Consider the following 22,355-nt stretch of genomic DNA (forward strand, 5'->3'; position numbering starts at 1 on the left):
AGACTAGGAAGCCGCCTCCTCTAGCGCCTCCACAGGCTGGGGCGGGTGTTTTTTGAGCACCTGCTGGAGGTAGTGGCCCGTGTGGGAGCGCGGGTTGGCTGCCACCTCCTCCGGAGGCCCCTGGGCGATGATTTCGCCGCCGCGATCGCCCCCTTCTGGCCCCAGATCCACGATCCAGTCGGCGCAGCGAATCACATCCAGATTGTGCTCGATCATCAGCACCGAATTTCCCTTGTCCACCAAGCGCTGCACCACGTCCAGCAGCTTGTGCACGTCATAAAACGACAGGCCCGTCGTCGGCTCATCAATCAGGTACAGCGTTTTGCCGGTGGCGCGGCGCGATAGCTCCGTGGCCAGCTTCACCCGCTGCGCCTCGCCCCCGGACAGGGTGGGGGCCGTTTGGCCGAGCTGCACATAGCCGAGGCCCACATCCACCAGAGTTTGGAGGCGGTTGGCCGCCTGGGGAATGTTCTTGAACAGTTCCAGGGCTTCCTCCACCGTCATTTGCAGCACATCGGCGATGGACTTGCCCTTGTACTTCACCTGGAGGGTTTCCCGGTTGTAGCGCGCGCCCTTGCAAATCTCGCACTGCACATACACATCCGGCAGGAAATTCATTTCGATGACGTTCACCCCCTGGCCGCCGCAGGCCTCGCAGCGCCCGCCCTTGACATTGAAGGAAAACTGCCCCGGTTTGTAGCCCCGGGCTTTGGCCTCGACGGTCTCTGCAAACAGCGATCGGATCACGTCAAACACGCCCGTGTAGGTCGCGGGGTTCGATCGCGGCGTGCGGCCAATGGGCGACTGGTCGATCACGATGGCCTTGTCCAAGGCCTTGAGACCCTTCACATCGTCCAGCTCTTTGGGAAAAGGGGTCTTGTGGCCGAAGTGGTGCTGCAAAGAGGGGTACAGCAGCTCATTGATCAGCGTGGATTTGCCAGAGCCCGATACCCCCGTCACGCAGACAAATTTACCCAGGGGGATCTCCACGTCAATGTGGCGCAGATTGTTGCGGTGGGCGTTCTGGAGCAGGAGCGATCGCCCGTTGCCAGCCCGGCGCTCTCCTGGCGTGGCGATCGCCCGTCGCCCCGACAGATAGGCTCCCGTCAGGGAGTCCGGCGCGTCCTTAAGGGCTTGCAAGTCCCCCTGGGCCACGATGCGGCCCCCGTGAATCCCCGCCCCTGGCCCAATGTCCACCAGGTGATCGGCGGCGCAGATGGTGTCTTCGTCGTGCTCCACCACGATCAGGGTGTTGCCCAGGTCCCGCAGCTTGATCAGAGTGCTCAGCAGGCGATCGTTATCGCGCTGGTGCAGACCAATGCTCGGCTCATCCAGCACATAGAGCACCCCCGTCAGGCCCGCGCCGATCTGGGTGGCCAGTCGGATTCGCTGGGCCTCGCCCCCAGAGAGCGTCATGGCCGTCCGGTCCAGGGTCAGATAGTCCAGGCCCACATCCAGCAAAAACTGGAGTCGCGCCTTGATTTCCCGCAGCACCAAGTCCCCGATCTGGGCCTGACGGGGCGTGAGGTTCAGGTGGTTGACCCGGGTCAGGCACTCGCGAATGGAGACGCTGGTCAGCTCGGTAATGCGGTACTGTCCCATGCGCACGGCCAGGGACTCCGGCCGCAGGCGCTGACCCTGACACACTTCGCAGGCCTGGTCTACCAGGTACTGCTCCAGCTTCTGCTTGTACATCTCCGAGGTGCTCTCGCTGTACTGGCGCTGGAGGATGGGAATCACGCCTTCGTAGCGGCGCTCGTAGCCCTTCTTTTCGCGGTAGCGGGAGTCGGTTTCGATCCAGATGGGCTCCTCGGTGCCGTGGAGGAGGGTGTGCTGCTGCTCGGGGGTGAGCTGGTTCCAGGGCGTCTGGATGTCGAAGCCCAGGGCCTGGCCGACGCTGTAGAGCAGCGAGAAATAGTAGGTGTTGTCTTTCTCGGACCAGGGGGCGATCGCCGCGTAGACCGGCAGCTTGGGGTCCGGCACGATCAGATCGGGCGAAAACCGCTTCAGAGAGCCCAGACCGTGGCAGTTGGGGCAGGCGCCGTAGGGCGAGTTAAAAGAAAAGAGCCGGGGCGAGAGCTCCTCCATCACTGCGCCGTGCTCCGGGCAGGCGAAGTTTTCCGAAAAGACCAGCTCCTTGGGTAGGGGGGCATAGGTGCCGCCCGCCTCGGCAGCCAGAGGGGCCGCGGCTGGGTCTTCCCCAGGGCGTCCCGGCAGCTCGACCACCGCTGGCTCCTCTTGGAGCAGGTGGATCACGGCAATGCCGTCCGATCGCCGCAAACAGGTGGACAAGGAGTCAAATAGGCGCTCCTGGATATCGTCTTTTTTGATCAGGCGATCGACCACGATTTCGATGTCGTGGAACTGGTTTTTGTCGAGGTCGATGGCGTCGCTGAGATCGCGCACCTCCCCATCCACGCGCACCCGGACAAATCCCTCCGCAGCGAGGCTCGACAGCAGCTTTTTGTGGGTGCCTTTTTTGCCGCGCACCACCGGGGCCAAGATCTGAAAGCGGGTGCGATCGGGCAGGGCCTGGACGCGATCGCACATTTCATCGATGGTCTGGGGCACGATGGAGCGATCGCAGTGGGGACAGTGGGGCTCCCCCGCCCGGCCAAACAGCAGCCGCAGATAGTCATAGATTTCGGTCACCGTCCCCACCGTGGAGCGCGGGTTATGAGACGTTGACTTTTGGTCGATGGAAATCGCTGGACTCAGCCCTTCGATGGCGTCGACATCGGGCTTGTCGACCTGCCCGAGAAACTGGCGCGCATAGGCGCTCAGAGACTCGACATAGCGCCGCTGCCCTTCGGCAAAAATCGTGTCAAAGGCCAGGGAAGACTTGCCCGAACCGGAAACCCCCGTAAACACAATCAGGCGATCGCGGGGCAGCTCCAGATCCACATTTTTGAGATTGTGCTGTCTGGCGCCCCGGACCCGAATCAGGTTGCGGTCTGGGGCAGAGGCTGCCGCTGAGCGACCGTTGCGATCGGCAGTTTTTTGGGGGGCCTTTGACTTGGCGGGCTTGGGCATGAACCGGCACAGTAGGGGAGAGTCCTTAAAAATTCTATCGCTCTGTTTCGGAAGCTTCACTTTGGGCCGCTTGGCCGCTCCCGCGCGATCGCCCAGGGAAATCCGCCCAAGAGCGCCTGCTTCCAAGTTCCACAGTGCTGGAAGTCGGCAGCCGCCTCTGAGAAACTGTATCGAGATGTTGCGCCGAAGCCGGGAAATACGGCCTCAAAACCCGATTTTCGGTCTTTCTCGATACCAAAATCCGTATATCTTCGCGGGATTTTATGGTTTGAAAAACGCTGTAATGTAGTCAGGTTCCACTCAGAGCGATGAAAGATTTCCTTCTAGAGTGGGACCAAGGGTTTCTAGGTTCCACAGCTTGTCTCTTGCGATCGCCGATGTCCAAACCGGCCAAGAGACAGGGTTCCTTTCCAGAGAGCGAGGCTACAACGGTCCATCCTTCCGTGGGAATCATCAGGGTTTGCGTATTGCTGGCTACTGAGCGGCAAGGGCAGACCCTGAATTTCTTTCTCGAAGTCACTTCGACATAGAAGATTCGGGGAGAGGTTGATAAGATCGAAAGGTAGGGTCCAGCCCGACGCCTCGGCAGTGATAGCGAGTTCCAAATTATTCATGACATCCACGATTCTGGTTGAGAAGAAAAAGCTAGAGAATCCTCCCCTGGAGATTCATTATTTGGGCGATCGCGTGCTGCGCCAGCCGGCCAAGCGCATCTCTCGGGTGGATGACGAGATTCGGACGCTCATTCGCAACATGCTGCAAACCATGTACAGCGCCGACGGGATCGGACTCGCTGCGCCCCAGGTGGCCGTCCAAAAGCAGCTCATCGTGGTGGACTGCGAACCCGATGACGCGACCACGCCGCCGCTGATCTTGATCAACCCGGCGATCCAGCGGGCCAGCCGGGATGTCTGCATGGCCCAAGAAGGCTGCCTGAGCATTCCGGGGGTGTACCTGGATGTGCAGCGCCCCGAGGTGATCGAGGTGAGCTACAAAGACGAGCAGGGCCGTCCCCAAAAGCTGATGGCCAGCGGCTTGCTCTCGCGGGCGATCCAGCACGAGATGGACCACCTCCACGGCGTGCTATTTGTGGATCGGGTCGACAATGCTTTGGCCCTCAACCAGGAGCTGACCAAGCACGGGTTTGCGGCCAACGCCGTCCAGCCGGTGCGCTAGGCCCCTGGCCCGATCGCCAAGATTTTTTGCCGGAATTTTTCTGAATCGTTTTTAATTCTTTTTCCAGCGTTTTATGGTGACGTCTCCCAAAAGTGGCCTGCTGCTGGCCATTGCTTGTATTGCAGCGATCGCCACAGTGGGCTCTGTGTTTGAGCTGGCCTCTGGTACACCTGAACTAGGTACAACCCTGACCAGCGCCATTCTGGCCCTGAGCATTCCGGTGGGCGGCTTTTCCTTTTACGCCGCTGTCACCAGCGCGAACGCCGACCAAAACCGCTGATTTCCCGCTAGCTTCGCCCCAAACCGTCAGCTGCTCTCACGCTGACGGTTTTTGTGTGGGCTTGAGCGATCGCTGGGGGCGCGCCCTTGCCCAGTGCCCCAGATCTCCTGGCAAGCCCCCGCACTCCGAACTTGCCTTTCTGCGGACGATTCGAGCGAGAATTGCTGTAGTCGCGATCGCCGACTCGTGCGCGTTTTGCATTTAGCTGGCCGTTAATGACGGGCAAACCTCTTTCTAGCAGCTTTTTGAGACTGATCTCTGCTGACCCCCAGTCGGCTGCGTGCTACCCCCTGCTTCCCCACTACTCCATCGAGATCGGCCGCGATCCGAGCTGCCAAATCGTCCTGGACTCAGTGCTCTACGGCATGGTTTCTCGCCGCCACGCCCTGATTCGGCCTGTGGTTGGGGGAGACGGAGACTCCCACTGGGAAATCTGCGACCTCAACAGCGCCAACGGCACCTACGTCAACGGGCAGCGCCTGCTGGGGTGTCGCAGTTTGCAGCCGGGCGATCGCATTTTGCTAGGGCAAAACGGCCCAGAATTTTTGCTCGATCGGGGACGAATGCCCCCGGCCGAGGACAGCCGATCTACCTCCTTTTCGAGGCCGGAGGCGAGCCCCAAGCCAGCCCTGTCCGCCGTGGTTTCCAGCGAGGTCCAGCTCACCCCCAAATCCACGCGCGAAGAAGCGACCTTTAGCCAGCTTTTTCCCATCTTTTCCACGGGCCGCGATCTGCCCCGCAAGGCCTACTTGCTGCCCGGCATCGTGACGGTGAGCTGCGTGGTGCTGATGTTTGCCTCCGTCGGCGACGCCATGGTGTTTAACGTGCTGCTGGCGGGCTATCTGGCCAGCGCGGCCTACTATTTCGTCTACCAGCTGTGCGGCAAACACAAGCCCTGGTGGCTGCTGGTGGGGGTGATGGGGGCCATGGTGCTGCTGCTGACCAGCCCCGTTCTGCCGGTTTTCCTAACTGTGTTTCGGGAAATCTTGCCGGGACGCCTGCCGGTGGAGGGGGAAGTAGTGAGCTTCCCGATGCTGCTGGTGCGCATGTTTTTTGGCGCCGGACTGATGGAGGAAATTCTCAAGTCTTTGCCGGTGCTGGTGCTGTGGTGGCTGGGGCGGCAGCTGCGATCGCCCTGGCGCGATCGCATCGGCATCTGGGAGCCCCTCGACGGCATATTGGTCGGGTGCGCGGCAGCCGTGGGCTTTACCCTGCTGGAAACCCTCGATCAGTACGTGCCTTCGATGATCGAAAGCGCCAGCACCGCAGACAGCTCCGGCGAGCTGCTGGGGCTCCAGCTTCTGATTCCCCGGATTTTGGGCTCCATTGCTGGGCACATGGCCTACAGCGGCTACCTGGGCTATTTCATTGGCCTGAGCGTTCTCAAGCCCGCCAATCGCTGGTCAAGCCTGAGCGTCGGCTACCTGAGCGCTGCCGGTCTGCACGCCCTGTGGAATACCACGGGCGTTGTGAGCGGCTTGATTTTGGCGGTGGTGGGGGTAGTGTCCTATGCCTTTTTGGGCGCCGCCATTCTCAAGGCCCGCGCCCTCTCGCCGACGCGATCGCAGAATTTTGCCACCCAGTTTTCCCGGCGATCGCGCCGCTAAACCCCGGCAAAATCAGCATCTTCGGACCAAATTTCGCCATCCTTCCCAAAGATCTGCCTTTTGCCAGAAATTTGGTCAGCTTACTTGGCGATCGCTGGGGATAGGGCTACGCTAGCCTCAATTGTGAGCCTCGGGCGATCGCCCGGAGGAGCGGCGATGTCTACCTCCATTCCCCAAACCTGCCCCATCTGCGGCGTCAGAATCGAACCCGCCCCGGGGGGCGATCGGGTTCTGTTTTCGTCCGGTGCGCCGGGCACCCGCGCCAAGCTGTGGGCCCGCGTCTGCCGCTACGTGGACAAACCGGGCTGCATCAACCAAAACCGCGACGAGGTCGACGAGATCAAGCCCTCAGACTACTACCACCCCGACCCCCTGTCTGGTCTGCCCTAGAGCGGCTGGCTCAGGCTCGGCAAAAAATTCACCAAGCCCGGAAACACGATCACCAGCAGCAGCACCAGCAGCTGCAAAATCACGAAGGGCACCGCTCCCCGGTAAATGTCTCCCGTCGTAATCTCTGGGGGCGATACCCCGCGCAAATAAAAGAGCGCAAAGCCAAAGGGCGGGGTCAAAAATGATGTCTGGAGGTTGGTTGCCAGCACGACGCCATACCAGACCAGATCGAGATTGAGCTGCTGGGCCACCGGCACAAACAGCGGCACCACAATAAAGGCAATCTCGAAAAAGTCGATAAAGAACCCGAGCAAAAACACCGTCAGCATACTGACCACCAGGAAGCCCACCTGGCCGCCCGGCAGGTTCGACAGCACATCGAACATGAAGCGATCGCCGTTGAGCCCGCGAAACACCAGGCTAAACGCGGTCGAGCCCAGCAGAATAAACATCACCATAGTGGTCGTGCGCAGCGTCACATCGCACACTTGGCGCAGTGACTGCCAGCTCAGCTTGCGGTTGACCGCCGCCAGCACCATCGCCCCCAGGGCTCCCACCGCTCCCGCCTCCGTCGGCGTCGCATAGCCAAAGAAAATACTGCCCAGCACCAGCAAAATCAGGGCCAAAGGCGGCAGCATCACCTGGATCATCCGCAGCCCCAGCGCCCGACCGCCAATGTTGCGCACCTCCGGCGGCAGTGGCGGCGCCGCGTCCGGCTTGAGAAACGCCACCACCAGCACGTGGACCGCAAACACTCCCGAGATCAGCAGTCCCGGAATCACCGACCCAATGAACAGGTCCCCCACCGAAACGCCCAGCTGATCGCCCAGCACCACCAGCACGATGCTGGGCGGAATGATCTGGCCCAGAGTCCCCGACGCCGCAATTACCCCCGTCGCGAGCTGCTTGTTGTAGCCGTAGCGCAGCATGGTCGGCAGCGAAATCAGGCCCATGGCCACCACCGTCGCCGCCACGACTCCCGTCGTCGCCGCCAGCAGCGCGCCCACCAGCACCACCGCCAGGGCTAGGCCGCCCCGGACCCGGCCAAACAGAATGCCAATGGTCTCCAGCAGCCGCTCGGCAATCCCCGATCGCTCCAGCATGGAGCCCATGAAGATGAAGTAGGGAATGGCCAGGAGCGTGAAGTTGCTCATGATGCCAAAAATCCGCTGGGGCATGGCCGTCATGAAAATCGGGTCAAAGACGCCCAGGGCCACGCCCACAATGCCAAAGGCGATCGCCACCGCCCCCAGGGAGAAGGCGACCGGGTACCCCATGGACAAAAAGACCAGCGCTCCCACAAACATTGTGGGACCAAGCCATTCAAAGGGCAGACTCATGCTCTTCCTCCGCTGGGGGTTGCTGAACGCCTTTTAGTACCGCAATGTTTTTGATCGCATTGGCAAAGCCCTGCAAGATCAGCAGCCCAAAGCCCACCAGAATCATGGTTTTGATCGGGTAGAGGGGCAGACCGCCTGGATCCGGCGACATTTCACGAATTTGCCAGGAGATCTTTACCGTGTCCCAGGAAACCCAGATCACCATGATGCAAAACGGAATCAGAAATCCGAGATTGCCGATCAAGTCTGCGAGGGCTTTGCGCTTGGCTGACCAGCCACTGTAAAACACATCCACCCGCACGTGCTCGTTGTGTCTGAGGCCGTAGGCCGCGCCCAGCAAAAAGACGAGGTCAAAGAGCTGCCACTGAGTCTCGATCAGGGCATTGGAGCTGAGATTTTGGCCGATGGCCTGACCGACGTAGCGCCCGATCACGTTCCAGACGCCAATCAGCACCATCAAGAGCACCACACCGGTCATGAAGCGCCCGACATACTCATTGAGCTGATCAATCCACCTGGCTATTCGAAGCAGTTGCTGCACGACGTTTCCTTCCCTAGCGTCGATGGGATGTGTTCTCGAGGGGGCGGCAAGCTGGCTCAGCGTGAGGATGGGAGCGGGCTCCCAATGAGTCATGCGCCCCGTCCCCCAAGCACCACGCAGTGAATTTGTATCCCTTGGGGGATGTTTCTCTGGAGCACTGAAGGGCAGTAGTATTTTAAGCCCTGGGTGGAGCGGCTCAGATTGAGCAGATGGGCGATCGCGATTTCCAGCGCGATAGAATTTTTCTGGGCACGCTGGTTGGTACCCACGTTCTGGGGGCGCGATCGCCGGGATCGGGGCGTCGAGCACCTGCCGTCAGCGCCTAGCCGTTGCACCCCGCTGGTCGAGGTTTCCATGGAACTCCAAAAACAGTTGAGCCAACAGCGCGTCAAACATATTGTGAGTAGCTATCAGCTCAAGGGTGACGCTGTGGGTCAGCGGGCGCAAGCCTTTGAAGCAGTCATGGCTGCCTTGCTGAGCCGTTATCCTGCGCCGCTGATCGAGCTGGCGCTGGTAGAGACGCTCACGGAGCTGTGGCGCTCTGTGCCGCTGGTGCGGGGACAGGCATTTTTGGAGCAGGTGCAGGCCAAGCTGGTCTACTGGGAGGGGCACCCCATCGTGAGCACAGTCACCCCCCAGCAGTTTCGGCAGGTCACGGGGCTAGACCCCAGCCCCATTTTCGGATCGTCCTCGGAGCTGCCGCCCCAGGAGTCAACGGTGCCGCCGTTCTGAAGAGAGCGCGGGCCAGGGCGGACGGGAGGTGGCGATCGCCGCAATGCCATAGACCGGGTAACCGTGGTGTCTTAGGACTTGGGCAGCGGCCTGAACGGTGGCCCCAGTGGTGTAGATGTCATCGAGCAGCAAGATCGGCACAGGAGCGCTCCCCCGAAGATCGGGTCCCAGGCCAAAGGCCCCAGCCAGCTGGGCCGCGCGATCGCGACTTCCCAGGCGGTGCAGGGCCTCGGTGGAGCGCTGGCGCAGCAGCCCGCGCGATCGCAGGGGCAGTCCCGTCTGCTGACAAAACTGGCGCGCCAAGAGCTCGGCCTGGTTGTAGCCGCGCTGGCGCTGCTTGTCGGGGTGCAGCGGAATCGGCACCACCGCCAGAGACGCCGGAAAGCGCGGGGCCTCAGCCAGCCACGCCTCGGCCAGCCAGTCTCCTAGGGGCTGCGCGATCTGGGGCTGCTGGTCGTACTTGAAGGCGGCGATCGCCCGCTTCAGCGGTCCGGTGTACTGGCCCCACACCTGCAACACCAGCCCGTCTTGGCGCCAGGTCAGGGGCGATCGCTGGCAGCGCCGGATCTGCTGCTGGCAGTCGCGGCAGAGGGTCTGGTCCGCTGGCCGCTGGCACAGCGGGCAAACAGACTTGAGAAATAGCGAGAGCAAACCAGAGAAGGCAGCGGTCCAGCGGGCCATGGCACCATCCTGTTGTCTTTTTCTCAGGATGCACGCCATCAGAGAAAAACCATCAAGGCCTCACCGAGCTTTCTGCTGGAATGCTTCCAAGGGTGTGGAAGTCGCCCAGGAAGATCTGGGTCCAGTTCCAAGGGTGTGGAAGTTGCCAAACGGTGCCCAAAGTTGCCCAAGAAGATCTAAGTCCAGTTCCAAGGGTGTGGAAGTTGCCGAACGGTGTCTAGGGGCGATCGCCCACCGTCTTACCGCCTGACTTTGGATCCCTTGGCAGCGTGGCAGATAGGGCTGCCGTTCTCTCGGGGGAAGTCCGTACAATCAAAGGCAACACGTCCACTCTTCGTCACCCCGTGAGCATTCTTCATTGGCTTGGGCAGATTCCGTTCGCAGACCGAGCAGCCGTTGGGGAGGGGGCCTTTTATCTCAGCCGTCTGGGGGAAAAAGGATATCCAATCCTGCCGGGATTTGTGGTGCCAGCCCGAGCATTTCGGGGATTTTTGGAAACGATTGATTGGCTAGAACCGCTGTTTACCGATTTTTCGACCTCCTCGCTCCACCTCGATATCAACAATCCGCGACAATTGCAGGCGATCGCCCAGCAAATTCGCCACGTTTTCCAGGCCACCGAGCTGGCAGCGGACTGGCTGGAGGCCCTCGAAGGGGCACTGCAAGAGCTGCGCGACCAGACCACGGGGGAGATCTCAGCTCTGGTGCTGCGGCCCTCCATTGGTCTGGCCCACGCCTCGGACTCTTTTCCCAGCCTCCAGGCCCAGAGCCTGATCGAGCCTCGGCTGTGCGCGAGTCACGTCTCCGCCGTAGCCACCATGCTCAAGGCCCTCTGGGCCAGCGCTTTTCGAGCCCAGACTTTGCTCTACTGGCAGCGCAGCGGCATTGAGCTGCAAAATATTCAGCTCGCGGTGATGGTGCAGCCAGTGCAGCCCGCGATCGCCAGCGGATTTTTGGAGATGAGCAATCAGCAGCTGGCGCTGCAAGCCTGCTGGGGCCACGAGTGGGCGCTGCTGCGGGGGGAGGTGAGCCCAGACTGCTACTGGGTCGAGCCGGGTCAGGGTACGACGCTCTACCAACCTGGCTGGAAACCCCTAGCCTACGGCCTAGAGACTGAGATTCCTCAGGCCAGCCCGGCTCTAGAGCAGTGGTTGCCGGAGCCAAGCCCGATGATGCCCTACGTTTTAGACGCTGCTTACCAAACTCGAATGGTCCTGAGGGACGAGGTGCTAGAGCAGATCGTCCAGCTAGGGCTGCGGCTGCATGTGGCCTTTGGAAATACGTTTCGGTGGACCTGGGTGCTCGGGCGGGCAGGCCGTGAGCCGAGGCTGTGCCTGAGCCAGGTAGACGCGGCGATCGCTCCGCCCGAGCCCGTCGCGGGCCAAGCGCGATCGCTTGCCGTAGCGCTGCCATCCCCCAACGCGGCGGAGCCAAAGATCAAGCCTGCCTCGACGCCTCCTGTTCTCCAGGGCATTGCGGCGGCGCCCGGACAGGCGATCGCGCCGGTGCACGTCATCACAGAGGCTGAGCTACTTCCGTCCTCGGCCCCGGCTGGCACGATCTGGGTGGCGGCGTCCATTCACCCGGACTGGCTGCCAGCGCTGCGCCATGCAGCCGGCATCATCGCAGAGCAGGGGGGGCGGGCCAGCCACGGCGCGATTTTGGCGCGGGAGCTGGGGATTCCGGCGGTGGTGGGGGCGGCGGGGGCGCTGGAGGCGGTCCGCTCGGGCGAAGTGCTGCTGCTTGATGGCGATCGCGGCCTGGTTTTTCGATCGCCGACCCCCGAGACATCTACCGATCGCCTAGCTCAGGTGACTTTTCCCAATGGCCAGCGTCGCCCGGTAGCAGACTCCGGCGCTCCCCATCCCAAGCCACTGCCGCCGACGGCCACCCAGATTTGGGCCGCCGTGAGCCAGGTATCGTCCCTGGAGCGGCTGCGCGATCAGCCGGTGGATGGCATTGGCCTGTTGCGCAGTGAGCTGATGCTGGTGGATCTGATGGCGGGGCGATCGCTGGCGGACTGGCTCCAGGATCCGGCGGATGTTGTGGCCCGCTTGGCCGAGCGCATTGAGCGCTTTGCGGCGGCGATCGCCCCTCGGCCCTTGTTCTACCGCAGCCTTGACCTGCGGGCCCACGAGTTTCCCCAGTTCCTCGGCGAGGGCACCAGCGCCAATCCGGTGCTGGGCCAGCGCGGGGCCTACCGCTACCAGGTTCACCCCCAGCTGTTTGAGCTGGAGCTGGCGGCCCTGGGAGCGGTGCTGGCGCGCGGGCTGGACAATCTGCGGCTGCTGATCCCTTTTGTGCGCAGCGTGGAAGAGTTTCGGTTTTGTCGCCAGCGGGTCGAGGCGGCGGGGCTGCGCCGCCAGGGCACATTTCAGCTGTGGATCATGGCTGAAGTCCCCTCGGTGCTGTTGCTGATGGCGGACTACGTGGAGGCGGGGGTGCAGGGCTTTTCCATTGGCACCAATGATCTAACCCAGCTGCTGCTGGGGGCCGATCGGGACGATGCCGCCCTGGCCCAAGCCTACACGGCCCAGCATCCGGCGGTGCGGCGGGCGATCGCCCAGATTCTCCAGACGGCGCGCCAGCATCGGGTGCCCTGCGCTGTGTGTGGCCAAGCGGTGACGGACTTTCCGGATTTGATCGCGGAATGGGTGCAGGCAGGAGCGACGGCCCTGGTGGTGGAGCCCGAGGCGATCGCCGCCACCCAGCGCGTCCTCTATCAGGCCGAGCAGCAGATCCTTTTACAGTGGGCTCAGCAGCAGCGACACCAAGAATCCTTCTAGTGCTGGGTCGGTCTGCTGGGTCAAACCCCCCTTGCAAAGCACAAAACCACTCAGGGGACGCTGCTACAATCCTGTTACTCTTTTGAGGAGCCCTTGGGCACGGCCAGGTGGCAGTCCAAGGCGCGCGATCGCCCCCTTCAGGGATCGTCTCCCCTCAGCGCTGACTCGGTACTGGCGCGATCGCCCTCAGAGCGCGATCGCTGTCCCTCGCTCTCCCCTCCCGCACCATGACTGACACTGTTCTCAACGTTCGCAATCTGAAAGTTGAATTTGTCCTCGACTCCCGCCGCGTTCAAGCCGTCGACGACATCTCCTTTCAGGTCCAGCGAGGCCAAACTTTGGGCATTGTGGGCGAATCTGGCTCTGGTAAATCGGTGACAGCCCTCGCGCTGCTGGGACTGGTGCCCAGCCCTGGCCGCGTCACCAGCGGCGAAATTCTGTTTCAAGGATCGAGCGGCGAGCCGATTAATCTGCGCAGCCTTTCTGAGGAGCAGCGTCAGCAGTACCGGGGCGGCGAGGTTGCCATGATTTTCCAGGAGCCCCTGAGCTCCCTCAATCCGGTTTTTACCTGCGGCTACCAGCTCACCGAGGCGATCTTGCAGCACCATCCCCTGCCCAAGGCAGAGGCCGAGCGACGGGCGATCGCCCTTTTGCAAGAGGTCAAGCTGCTGGCCAGCGACGAAGACCTGGCCCAGCGCCTACGGGAAAGCCACACCGACAGGCCTCCTTCTGAACAGGCGATCGCCGAGATCGTCGAGCAGCAAAAGCAGGCCCTCTTGCAGCGCTATCCCCACGAGCTGTCGGGCGGCCAGCTCCAGCGGGTCATGATCGCCATGGCCCTAGCCGGCAACCCCTCTTTGCTGATCGCCGACGAGCCCACCACGGCGCTGGATGTGACGGTCCAGGCCCGCATTCTCGATCTGCTGCGCGAACTGCGCGATCGCCGGGGCATGTCAATTATTTTCGTGACCCACGACCTGGGGCTGATTGCCGACATCGCCGACAGCATCGCCGTCATGTACCAGGGCAAACTCGTGGAGCTCGGCTCGGTTTGGGACATTTTCTCCCAGCCCCAGCACCCCTACACCAAGGGCCTGCTGACCTGTCGGCCCCGTCCCGATCGCCGTCTGCGCCGCTTGCCCACCGTGGCAGACTTCATGGAAACGGTCACCACCCCCGACGGTCATCTCGAAATCCGCGAAAAGTCGCTAGATGTTGAGACGGCGCTCCACCAGGACGACATCAGCGACGCCGAGGTCCAGCAGCGCCTCGCCGATCTCGGCCAGCGATCGCCCCTGATCGCCGTACGCAACCTGAAGGTCGGCTTCCCGGTCAAAGGCCTCCTCGGCACCACCCAGCGCTACACCATGGCCGTCAATGACGTCTCCTTCGACATCTATCCCGGCGAAACCCTGGGACTGGTGGGAGAGTCGGGCTGCGGCAAAACCACCCTCGCCCGGACCCTGCTGCGGCTTGTGCAGCCGATGAGCGGCCAGATTGTCTTTGAGGGGCGCGACGTGCTGACCCTGGAGGGCAAGGCGCTCCAGGAGGTCCGGCGCAACATGCAAATTGTCTTCCAGGACCCCTTCAGCTCCCTCGATCCCCGGATGAGCATCGGGGCCGCCATTGTGGAGCCCCTGCGCATTCACGGCATTCACCGCCGCCACGCCAAGCCCCGCCAGCACCTGCGGGAGCGCGCGGCCTACCTCCTCGACAAAGTGGGCCTAGAGCCGGCCTGGATGAATCGCTATCCCCACGAGTTTTCGGGGGGCCAGCGCCAGCGGATCTGCATTGCCCGCGCCCTGGCCCTCAATCCGCAGTTCATTATTTGCGATGAGTCTGTGTCGGCGCTGGACGTCTCGGTACAGGCCCAGGTGCTCAATTTGCTCAAGGCGCTGCAAAGCGAGTTTGGCTTGACCTATATCTTCATTTCCCACGATCTGAGCGTGGTCAAGTTTATGAGCGATCGCATTATGGTGATGAATCGAGGCCGCATTGAAGAGATTGGGCCAGCGGACAGCATCTACCGCGAGCCCAAAGAGGCCTATACACGCCAGCTCATTTCAGCGATTCCGGTGGGCAGCCTGGAGCAAATTCGCGATCGCCAAGCCCAGCGAGGGACGATCGCCAGCTAAGTGGCTGGTCAGAATAGGTAACAAAAATTACCGTTCAATCACGCAAGTATGAACCCTTGTTGCCAGGTGGTCTCGTAGAAACGCCGTTGTTAGCATAATGGGATTTGGAGAAGCTAGCAGATGGAACCTTAAGCAGCCGTGTTGTCTAGAGCGATCGCTGCAACAGCTCTATACCCCCTCAAGGTCTGCTGTCAGATGCCGACCTTTCGTTTTACCCAGGCTTTTGCTGTGGGAATGGATCAACTGCGATGGGTGTGCTTTCCTCTCCTTGGTTTCCCAAATTCTTTTCTCGCCAAAAGCGACCATCGTTTTACAGGACAGGGCCCATGCTACCAAAGCACGTGATTTGGTCTGTGGTCATCCTGTGTGTAGCCCCGTCACTGCTTCACCTCGCGGGCGTTGACTTTGGGACGCGATCGCCTGTCGTGACGCCTGAGGACTGGGCAGGTTTGTCGCCCGCAGCGATCTCAGACCAGCTGCACCATTCTCTCCGGGGCAGCTTCACCCACACCCTTTTGGAGTGGAGCGCTGTTTGTGCGGCGATTTTTACGGCGGTGCTGGCTTTTTCCCACTTCAGCATCAAGCGCGATGTGACCACGCCGATCATTGGGGTCGCGCTGCTGTGCGCGGGGGCGATGGATGCTTTTCACGTTCTAGCAGCCGATCGCTTCATCAGCGCGGGGGCAAACAATCAAGACTTGGTCCCCTTCACGTGGGCAATCTGCCGCCTAGGCAATGCCCTGCTGACGATCATCGGCGTGAGCTTGTTTTTGGGCTGGAAACCGAAGCGGTGGCAGGGCAGTTTTCCCCTGATGGCCGGGGTGAGCGTCTGTTTTATTGCGGCGGCCTATGCGGTGCTCCACGCCTGCGCGACCAGCAGTCAGCTCCCGGTGACGATGTTCCCCAATGCGCTGATTCGGCGACCGTGGGATGTGATACCCCTGGTGCTTTTTTTGGTAGCAGGGATTTTTATCTATCCAAGATTTTATCGTCGCTATCCCAGTATTTTCTCGAGTGCGCTGGTGGTGAGTACGCTGCCCAATGCGGTGACTCAGATGCACATGGCGTTTGGATCGGCAGAGCTTTTTGACAATGATTTCAATATTGGCCACTTTTTGAAGGTGGTGGCGTACTTAGTTCCCCTGACTGGCTTGGTGATCGATTATACCTACACTCACGATCAGGTTCGACGCACCAACGAACGCCTGATCCAAGAGGTGGAGGAGCGGGAGCGGGCGCAGCAGACGCTGCTGGCCAGCGAGGCCCAGGAACGGGAGCGATCGCAGCAACTCTCGGAGGCGCTACAGCACTTGCAGACGACCCAGGCCCAGCTGATCCAGAGTGAGAAGATGTCGAGCTTGGGCCAGCTGGTGGCGGGGGTGGCCCACGAGATTAATAATCCGGTGAATTTTATTCACGGCAATCTGTACCACGCTCGTCAGTACACAGAGGATCTGCTGTCTCTGGTCGATCTCTACGAGGTGCACTGTCAGACGGCGCACCCGGCGATCGCGGACAAGCTTGAGGAGATTGATCTGCCGTTCATCCGCAAGGATTTGCCGAGGCTGCTGAGCTCGATGCAGGTGGGGGCGGACCGGATTCGGGAAATTGTGCGATCGCTGAGGATTTTTTCGAGGCTCGATGAGGCGGAGGTCAAAGAGGTCGATATTCACGAAGGCATCGACAGTACGCTGACAATTTTGCAAAACCGCATGAAGACGCGATCGGGCCATCCGGGTATCACGGTGGTCCGGGAATACGGGGATTTGCCAGCGGTGGAGTGCTACGCGGGCCAGCTCAATCAGGTATTTATGAACCTCTTGAGCAATGCCATCGATGCCCTTGATGAGTCGATCAGCCGCCGATCGCCGGAGGAGGTTCAGGCCCAGCCGCCGACGATTCGCATCCGCACCGAGAGGGGGACAGGCGATCGCGTGGTGATTCACATCAGCGACAACGGCCCGGGTTTGTCAGCGATCGCTGAAGAACGGATTTTCAATCCCTTTTTCACCACCAAACCGGTGGGACAGGGCACTGGCCTAGGTTTATCGATCAGCTACAAAATTATCACTGAAACCCATCGCGGCTCTTTGCGCTGTGTCTCCCAGCCCGGTCAGGGCGCGGATTTTGTGATCGAGCTGCCGCTTCGCCAGTATGTTTTGGCCTAGGGGGATGGGCGATCGTCTCTGCCAAAATGACGATCGCCGCTTCTCGGCAAGGATGCTACACTCCAAAAAACCGTTCAACAGTAAGTCAGCCTAATCCAAGCTCAGCTGCTTTTGTTCTAGCAGCGCCCCTTGGAGCGGAGGAACCACCTTTTGGGGCTTATCGCTGGTTGCCCCCTGTCCTTGCAGACAGGCCAATCAGGAAGAGCATCTCTCAGCTCTCGCCCGTCAGCTAACTCCGTAGGCCTTGAGAGGAGACTGAAGGATCAGCATTTTGCCAATGCATTGATCGTCAGTGTCCCAAACCGGTATCGAAGACGGTTCGTTTCGCTGTACCTGTTTCGCCTCTGATACTGACATGCAAATCAATTTTGCTGCGATCGCCGTCGCAGGCCTTTCGGCTTGGCGGCGACTAAAACCGAGTTTGCTGCAAGAGACCGTTGTCCTGCCAGCGCTGGGCTTTGCGGGCGTTTTGGCCCTCTGGTGGGCGATCGCCCTTCTGCGTCCGGAGCTGATGCCCACGCCGCCGGAGGCCTTCGTCGCCAATCTGGACTATCTGCTGCATCCCTTCTATCGCCGGGGCCCCGGTGATGTGGGCATTGGCTGGCTGCTGCTGGCCAGCCTGCGGCGCGTGGTGCTGGGGTTCGGCTTGGCCACGCTGGTGGCGATTCCCCTGGGCTTTTTGGTGGGCATGTCCCGGCGCGCCATGCTGGCCCTCAATCCCCTAATTCAGATTTTCAAACCCGTCTCGCCCTTGGCCTGGCTGCCGATCGCCTTGGCCATTTTCAACCTGGCAGAACCCTCGGCTATCTTTGTAATTTTTATTACATCGCTATGGCCGACCATCATCAACACGGCCCTGGGCGTCTCCAGCGTCTCCCAGGACTACATCGACGTGGCCCGCGTCCTCGAAATGCCCCGCTGGCGGCAAATTACCAAAATTATTTGGCCTGCCAGCTTGCCCTACATTTTCACGGGTCTGCGCATTAGCTTGGGCATCGCGTGGCTGGTGATCGTAGCGGTAGAAATGCTCACCGGAGGGCTCGGCATCGGCTTTTTTGTCTGGGACGAGTGGAATCGCCTGAATCTCAATTCGGTGTTTCTCGCCATTGTGATTATCGGCGTGACGGGGCTGCTGCTGGACTACGCCGTGAGCCGGATCCAGGCGCTGGTGACCCATCGAGCCGTCGCCCGCAGCAATTTCTAGCTTCTAGCTTGCAAGCAATTCTTTCATCCCCTACGGGGGGCGATCGCGGACTGATCCGCTGCGCCTTCGGTTTCCTGAGCCTGTGGCTTTGCCGAGGAAATCAAGGCCTCCGCTTCCCGTTTTCACTTTTTGAGTTTTTGCCATGAATCATCGTCTTGTTAGCTCGATGAGCCGGCGGTCTTTCTTGAGCTTGATGGGGACAGCCGCCGCTGGGACTGCGCTGGCCTCCTGCGGCCCTCTGCTCAGCCGCAACCCTGACCCCGCCGACGTTGCCCAGGTGGAGCCGGTCGTCAACCCTGGGGATCTGGAGAAACCCAACCTCACCATCGGCTATGTGCCCGTCAATGACTGCGCGCCCTTCGCGATCGCCTGGAAAAAAGGCTTCTTTCGCAAATACGGCCTCACCGTCACCCTCAACCGCGAAGCGAGCTGGGCTACCTCCCGCGACGGCGTAATTTTTGGGCGGACCGACGCCGCCCCCGTCGTCTCCGGTGCTGTCACCAATGCCCGCATCGGGGCTGAGGGGGCGCGCCATGCCCCCCTGTGCGCCGCCATGACCATCCACCGCCATGGCAACGCCCTCACCTTCAACCGGGGCCTCTGGGACGCCGGGGTCCGCCCCTGGCGCGAATACAGCGGCAACCTAGAGGCCTTTGGGCAGGATCTGCGGCAGTACTTCTCGTCTCTGCCCACGGATCAGCGCGTTCTTGCTGTCGTTCTCAGCTCCTCGATCTACGAGTACTTTGTGCGCTACCTGACCGCTGCCGCAGGCCTCGACCCCAGCCGCGACTTCCGCATGATCGTGATTCCGCCGCCCCAGATGGTCAGCAATGTCCGCATTGGGGCGATGCAGGGCTACATGGTGGCCGAGCCGTGGAACAGCCGCGCCACCCGGCCCCTGGGCAAGGGGACTGAGGGCGTGGGCTTTACCTTTGCCCAGGGCAAGGAGCTGTGGCGAGGCCACCCAGACCGGCTGCTGGGGGTGATGGAGTCCTTCATTGAAGAAAATCCCAAAACCTATCGATCGCTGGTCAAGGCGCTGATCGAGGCTTGCCAGTACTGTGGTCGGCCCGAGAATCAGGCGGAGGTGGCCCGCATCGTGTCTGAGCGCTCCTTCACCGGTGCTAAGGAAATCTTTACCCGTCCGGCCCTGGTGGGCGAGTACCACTACGGCGGCTTTGACGGGGTCGAGCGGATCGATCGCACGGGAGACAGCACCCTCTTTTTTGACCTGCCGCCCGGCCTGAGCGACATTCCCGGCGATCACTCCACGTTTTTGTGGCAGTCCGAGAGCCTGTGGCTGGTCACCCAGGCGGCTCGCTGGGGCCAGATTTCGGAGATTCCGCGCGATGCCGAGGCGCTGGCCCGCAAGGCTTGGCGCAGCGACCTCTACCGGGAAATCGCCACCGAGATGGACATTCCCTGCCCTACGGAGGACTACAAGGTGGAGCCAGCTCAGGTCTTCATTGACCAAAAAGCGTTCGATCCGAGCGATCTGAGCGGCTATCTCAACAGTTTTGAGATTCGCGCCTCAGCGCCCCAGCAGTTTGGCCTGAGAACCACGCGCCTTTAGAGTTTTGACCCTTTGCAACTTGGCCGTTTTGCGACGTTTTTTGTTTTGCCGTTTTTGTTTTGGTGGAGGTCCCCATGACGAAATCTAGTTTGTCTACGCGCGATCGCGCTCAAAATGGAGCAGTGCATAACCCCGACGAGTTTCTGGTCATTGAGAATCTCATGAAGGCCTACCCCAAGCCCGGCGGGGGCCACCACGTGATCTTGGACAACGTGAATCTCACGGTGGGCGCGGATGAGTTTATTTCGGTGATCGGTCACTCGGGCTGCGGCAAGTCGACCCTGCTCAAAATCGTGGCGGGATTGGAGCAGGCCAGCAGCGGGCGGGTGACCCTAGAAGGGCGTCCCATTCGCAAGCCCGGCGCAGAGCGGATGATGGTGTTTCAGCACTATTCGCTGCTGCCGTGGCTGACGGTGCGGGAGAATATCCGGCTGGCGGTAGATGAGGTGCTGACGTCGGCGAACCGCGCCGAAAAGGCGGCCATCGTCCAGGAGCACCTAGAGATGGTGAATCTGACGGCGGCGGCGGAGAAGTACCCAGACGAAATTTCGGGGGGGATGAAGCAGCGGGTGGGCATTGCCCGGGCGATCGCGATCCGGCCCAAGATGCTGCTGATGGACGAGCCCTTTGGCGCCCTCGACGCCCTAACGCGGGGCAAGCTCCAGCGCCAGGTGCTGGAGATCTGGGAGCAGCATCGGCAGGCGGTGATGATGATTACCCACGATGTGGATGAGGCGCTGCTGATGTCGGATCGGATCGTGCTGATGACCAATGGTCCGGCGGCCCAGATTGGCGAGATCGTGACGGTGCCCTTTCCCCATCCGCGCGATCGCCAGCAGCTGCGGGAGTCACCGGAGTACTTCGAGCTGCGCAATCATTTGCTCAATTTCCTCGATCGCCACTTTGGGGCAGATTAAGGGCGCAAAATTCAAGGCGAAAAATTCAAGCGTTCACGCCCGCTGCTGATGCAGACGACCATTGAGAACCTGGATCACCGGACAGTTGGACTGGCGAACCATTTGCTCGTCGTGAGTGGTCACGATGACGGTGACGCCCATCCGGTTGAGCTTTTTGAGGATCTGGATGACTTGCCAGGAGTTGTCGGGGTCCAGGTTGCCGGTGGGCTCGTCAGCCAGCAGGAGGGGCGGCATCCCGACGATGGCGCGAGCAATGCTGACGCGCTGCTGCTCGCCGCCCGACAGCTCGTGGGGGAAGCTGTCTGCTTTGTGCTGGAGACCGACCATTTTGAGGGTGGGGGTGAGGCGTCGCTCAATTTCGGCGCGGGTGTAGCCCTGGGCCCAGAGCACAAAGGCGATGTTTTCGGTCACGGTGCGGCGGGGCAGCAGCTTGTAGTCCTGAAAGACGATGCCCAAGCGCCGCCGAAACAGGGAAAGGCGATCGCCCCGCAGCTGGTTGACATTTACGCCGTCGACCCACACCTCGCCTTGGGTGGGGCGCTCTTCGGCGTACAGGAGCTTGAGCAAGGTGCTCTTGCCAGCGCCCGACGGCCCGGTGACGAACTGGAAGGAGCCTCGGGGCACTTCCCAGGTCACGTCGATCAGGCCCCGACTGCCGTTGGTGTAGCGCTTGGTGAGCCCCTTGAGCTGGATCATGGGGGACGGGGACTGGGAGGCAGCGGCCTGGGCGGCGCTGGGAGCAGAACGGTCGAAGGAGACGGTCATACGCAATGAGGAGATAGCGTGAGGGGCAAGGGGCGATCGCCTGCGGGCACCGGCAGCCCCTAGGGAGTGGATTGCCCAACAGTATGCCTGGGGAAGAGGCGATAGACCAAGGCCCGCCACGCAAACTTTGGTAACGCCCCCATGCGCCGCCAGCGCCAAGGTTCTTGGTACAGGCGGTACGCCCACTCTAGGTGGTACTTGCACAGCCACTGGGGCGCGCGGGCTTTGGTGCCAGACCAGATGTCGAAGCTGCCGCCCACGCCGATCCACAGCGCGTCGGGGCACAGATGGCGATGGGCCTGAATCCAGAATTCCTGACGCGGTACGCCGAGACCCACCAAAATAATTTTGGGCTGCTGAGCTTGGAGGGTCTGGGCCAGCGCTTCTTGCTCCTCGGCGGACAAAAAGCCGTGGGACGCTCCGGCGATCGCCAGTCCCGGCAGCTCCTGGCGCAGGCGATCGCCCGCTTGCTCCGTCACCCCCGGCGCCCCGCCGTAGAAAAACACCGGCCACGCCTCCCCGCGCAGAGCCGCCTGGTGCAGCAGCGCCTTCGCTAGCTCGATCCCCGGACAGCGCTGGATGCGGCGACCTTGCAGCCGCAGGTACAGCACCACGCCCGCCCCGTCAGGCACCACTAGCTCCGCTTGGCGAATGATCTGGGCCAGCTCTGGGTTTTGCTCCGCCTGCATTGTCATTTCGGCATTGAGGGTCACCACCTGAGCCCCCCGGCCTGCTTGGGCCTGCTGGACCAGCCAGTCCAGGTAGTCGGTGGACAGATGCACGGGCACCCCCATCACTGGAAACTGCTGTAGTTCTGCCATTCCCAAACCCTCTCTCCAGTAGCGCGATCGCGTTGTTTTGGGTCCACACCCGAGCACAACGAAGCCCATTCTAAGGCCTCTTTCAAGCTGCGCGATCGCCCCCACACCAGCCGCCCGAGCAAGTCAGCGCACAATCACCCACGACAATTTGGCTGGAGGCCTGCCAGGATCTTTGGTAGATTCATTGATCTAGCGGCAGTCAGCGG

19 protein-coding genes and 1 riboswitch are annotated in these 22,355 nt (G+C 61.4%); of the genes, 12 read left to right on the top strand and 7 right to left on the bottom strand.

All coding sequences use genetic code 11. The features are described from left to right. Positions 1-3: 3 nt before the first annotated feature. Complete coding sequence (uvrA, locus tag GEI7407_RS19140) at positions 4-3,033, bottom strand: excinuclease ABC subunit UvrA (protein ID WP_015173869.1); 3,030 nt, start codon at positions 3,031-3,033, stop codon at positions 4-6. 612 nt (positions 3,034-3,645) lie between these two features. On the opposite strand from uvrA, the gene def reads away from it, so the two are divergent. From def to GEI7407_RS19165, 4 genes are all read left to right on the top strand, one after another. Further along, positions 3,646-4,209 (top strand): peptide deformylase, encoded by a 564-nt coding sequence (def, locus tag GEI7407_RS19150; RefSeq protein WP_015173870.1) that lies wholly within the window; start codon positions 3,646-3,648, stop codon positions 4,207-4,209. Positions 4,210-4,282: 73 nt separating this feature from the next. Next, positions 4,283-4,489, top strand: coding sequence for a hypothetical protein (locus GEI7407_RS19155; RefSeq protein WP_015173871.1), 207 nt, complete (start codon positions 4,283-4,285; stop codon positions 4,487-4,489). Between the two features lie 215 nt (positions 4,490-4,704). Further along, entirely contained in the window at positions 4,705-6,096 is a 1,392-nt protein-coding gene (locus GEI7407_RS19160; RefSeq protein ID WP_015173872.1) for a PrsW family glutamic-type intramembrane protease, read from the top strand. Positions 6,097-6,252: 156 nt separating this feature from the next. Then, complete coding sequence (locus tag GEI7407_RS19165) at positions 6,253-6,486, top strand: hypothetical protein (RefSeq protein WP_015173873.1); 234 nt, start codon at positions 6,253-6,255, stop codon at positions 6,484-6,486. Here GEI7407_RS19165 and GEI7407_RS19170 read toward each other — a convergent pair. The 3 genes from GEI7407_RS19170 to GEI7407_RS21230 form a co-directional block, all read right to left on the bottom strand. Next, positions 6,483-7,826, bottom strand: a complete 1,344-nt coding sequence (locus GEI7407_RS19170) for a TRAP transporter large permease subunit (RefSeq protein WP_015173874.1) — start codon at positions 7,824-7,826, stop codon at positions 6,483-6,485. The genes GEI7407_RS19165 and GEI7407_RS19170 overlap by 4 nt on opposite strands. Continuing rightward, positions 7,810-8,367, bottom strand: a complete 558-nt coding sequence (locus GEI7407_RS19175) for a TRAP transporter small permease subunit (RefSeq protein ID WP_041268541.1) — start codon at positions 8,365-8,367, stop codon at positions 7,810-7,812. The genes GEI7407_RS19170 and GEI7407_RS19175 overlap by 17 nt, the downstream gene beginning before the upstream one ends. 89 nt (positions 8,368-8,456) lie before the next feature. Beyond that, entirely contained in the window at positions 8,457-8,723 is a 267-nt protein-coding gene (locus GEI7407_RS21230; protein WP_150109828.1) for a hypothetical protein, read from the bottom strand. Between GEI7407_RS21230 and GEI7407_RS19180 the strand changes: the two genes are divergently transcribed. Further along, complete coding sequence (locus GEI7407_RS19180; protein ID WP_015173876.1) at positions 8,722-9,099, top strand: hypothetical protein; 378 nt, start codon at positions 8,722-8,724, stop codon at positions 9,097-9,099. The two genes, GEI7407_RS21230 and GEI7407_RS19180, sit on opposite strands and share 2 nt — an antisense overlap. Here GEI7407_RS19180 and GEI7407_RS19185 read toward each other — a convergent pair. Further along, positions 9,079-9,780, bottom strand: a complete 702-nt coding sequence (locus GEI7407_RS19185) for a ComF family protein (protein WP_015173877.1) — start codon at positions 9,778-9,780, stop codon at positions 9,079-9,081. The two genes, GEI7407_RS19180 and GEI7407_RS19185, sit on opposite strands and share 21 nt — an antisense overlap. A gap of 344 nt (positions 9,781-10,124) precedes the next feature. Between GEI7407_RS19185 and GEI7407_RS19190 the strand changes: the two genes are divergently transcribed. The 7 genes from GEI7407_RS19190 to GEI7407_RS19215 all read left to right on the top strand — a co-directional run bounded on the left by GEI7407_RS19190 (position 10,125) and on the right by GEI7407_RS19215 (position 20,563). Further along, complete coding sequence (locus GEI7407_RS19190) at positions 10,125-12,566, top strand: putative PEP-binding protein (RefSeq protein WP_015173878.1); 2,442 nt, start codon at positions 10,125-10,127, stop codon at positions 12,564-12,566. Between the two features lie 93 nt (positions 12,567-12,659). Further along, positions 12,660-12,797 (top strand): hypothetical protein, encoded by a 138-nt coding sequence (locus GEI7407_RS21525; RefSeq protein ID WP_190274161.1) that lies wholly within the window; start codon positions 12,660-12,662, stop codon positions 12,795-12,797. Next, a complete protein-coding gene (locus GEI7407_RS19195; protein WP_015173879.1) occupies positions 12,794-14,701 on the top strand; it encodes an ABC transporter ATP-binding protein in 1,908 nt (635 codons plus the stop codon). Before GEI7407_RS21525 ends, GEI7407_RS19195 begins: the two co-directional genes overlap by 4 nt. Positions 14,702-15,027: 326 nt before the next feature. Further along, entirely contained in the window at positions 15,028-16,869 is a 1,842-nt protein-coding gene (locus GEI7407_RS19200; RefSeq protein ID WP_015173880.1) for an ATP-binding protein, read from the top strand. 77 nt (positions 16,870-16,946) lie between these two features. After that, a riboswitch (cyclic di-AMP (ydaO/yuaA leader) is annotated at positions 16,947-17,128 on the top strand. Between the two features lie 96 nt (positions 17,129-17,224). Then, the gene (gene ntrB, locus GEI7407_RS19205; protein ID WP_015173881.1) at positions 17,225-18,073 is read left to right on the top strand and encodes a nitrate ABC transporter permease; all 849 of its coding nucleotides are present in this window, start codon (positions 17,225-17,227) and stop codon (positions 18,071-18,073) included. Between the two features lie 142 nt (positions 18,074-18,215). Further along, entirely contained in the window at positions 18,216-19,646 is a 1,431-nt protein-coding gene (locus GEI7407_RS19210) for a CmpA/NrtA family ABC transporter substrate-binding protein (RefSeq protein ID WP_041268542.1), read from the top strand. Positions 19,647-19,720: 74 nt separating this feature from the next. Next, a complete protein-coding gene (locus GEI7407_RS19215) occupies positions 19,721-20,563 on the top strand; it encodes an ABC transporter ATP-binding protein (protein ID WP_015173883.1) in 843 nt (280 codons plus the stop codon). A 33-nt stretch (positions 20,564-20,596) separates the two neighbouring features. Here GEI7407_RS19215 and ftsE read toward each other — a convergent pair whose 3' ends face one another. Both ftsE and GEI7407_RS19225 read right to left on the bottom strand, forming a co-directional pair. After that, a complete protein-coding gene (gene ftsE / locus GEI7407_RS19220) occupies positions 20,597-21,328 on the bottom strand; it encodes a cell division ATP-binding protein FtsE (RefSeq protein ID WP_015173884.1) in 732 nt (243 codons plus the stop codon). Positions 21,329-21,387: 59 nt separating this feature from the next. After that, entirely contained in the window at positions 21,388-22,149 is a 762-nt protein-coding gene (locus GEI7407_RS19225) for a WecB/TagA/CpsF family glycosyltransferase (RefSeq protein ID WP_015173885.1), read from the bottom strand. Positions 22,150-22,355: the final 206 nt, after the last annotated feature.

This window comes from Geitlerinema sp. PCC 7407, from assembly GCF_000317045.1.
GTDB lineage: Bacteria > Cyanobacteriota > Cyanobacteriia > PCC-7407 > PCC-7407 > PCC-7407.

What these genes read in the sequence shown, in the direction of transcription:
- def (WP_015173870.1), top strand. Translation starts at nt 3,646, where the DNA reads ATGACATCCACGATTCTGGTTGAGAAGAAAAAGCTAGAGAATCCTCCC.
- GEI7407_RS19170 (WP_015173874.1), bottom strand. Translation starts at nt 7,826, where the DNA reads ATGAGTCTGCCCTTTGAATGGCTTGGTCCCACAATGTTTGTGGGAGCG.
- ntrB (WP_015173881.1), top strand. Translation starts at nt 17,225, where the DNA reads ATGCAAATCAATTTTGCTGCGATCGCCGTCGCAGGCCTTTCGGCTTGG.
- GEI7407_RS19200 (WP_015173880.1), top strand. Translation starts at nt 15,028, where the DNA reads ATGCTACCAAAGCACGTGATTTGGTCTGTGGTCATCCTGTGTGTAGCC.
- GEI7407_RS19210 (WP_041268542.1), top strand. Translation starts at nt 18,216, where the DNA reads ATGAATCATCGTCTTGTTAGCTCGATGAGCCGGCGGTCTTTCTTGAGC.
- GEI7407_RS19180 (WP_015173876.1), top strand. Translation starts at nt 8,722, where the DNA reads ATGGAACTCCAAAAACAGTTGAGCCAACAGCGCGTCAAACATATTGTG.
- GEI7407_RS19215 (WP_015173883.1), top strand. Translation starts at nt 19,721, where the DNA reads ATGACGAAATCTAGTTTGTCTACGCGCGATCGCGCTCAAAATGGAGCA.
- ftsE (WP_015173884.1), bottom strand. Translation starts at nt 21,328, where the DNA reads ATGACCGTCTCCTTCGACCGTTCTGCTCCCAGCGCCGCCCAGGCCGCT.
- GEI7407_RS19165 (WP_015173873.1), top strand. Translation starts at nt 6,253, where the DNA reads ATGTCTACCTCCATTCCCCAAACCTGCCCCATCTGCGGCGTCAGAATC.
- GEI7407_RS19155 (WP_015173871.1), top strand. Translation starts at nt 4,283, where the DNA reads ATGGTGACGTCTCCCAAAAGTGGCCTGCTGCTGGCCATTGCTTGTATT.
- GEI7407_RS19195 (WP_015173879.1), top strand. Translation starts at nt 12,794, where the DNA reads ATGACTGACACTGTTCTCAACGTTCGCAATCTGAAAGTTGAATTTGTC.
- GEI7407_RS19225 (WP_015173885.1), bottom strand. Translation starts at nt 22,149, where the DNA reads ATGGCAGAACTACAGCAGTTTCCAGTGATGGGGGTGCCCGTGCATCTG.
- GEI7407_RS19160 (WP_015173872.1), top strand. Translation starts at nt 4,705, where the DNA reads ATGACGGGCAAACCTCTTTCTAGCAGCTTTTTGAGACTGATCTCTGCT.
- GEI7407_RS21230 (WP_150109828.1), bottom strand. Translation starts at nt 8,723, where the DNA reads ATGGAAACCTCGACCAGCGGGGTGCAACGGCTAGGCGCTGACGGCAGG.
- uvrA (WP_015173869.1), bottom strand. Translation starts at nt 3,033, where the DNA reads ATGCCCAAGCCCGCCAAGTCAAAGGCCCCCCAAAAAACTGCCGATCGC.
- GEI7407_RS19185 (WP_015173877.1), bottom strand. Translation starts at nt 9,780, where the DNA reads ATGGCCCGCTGGACCGCTGCCTTCTCTGGTTTGCTCTCGCTATTTCTC.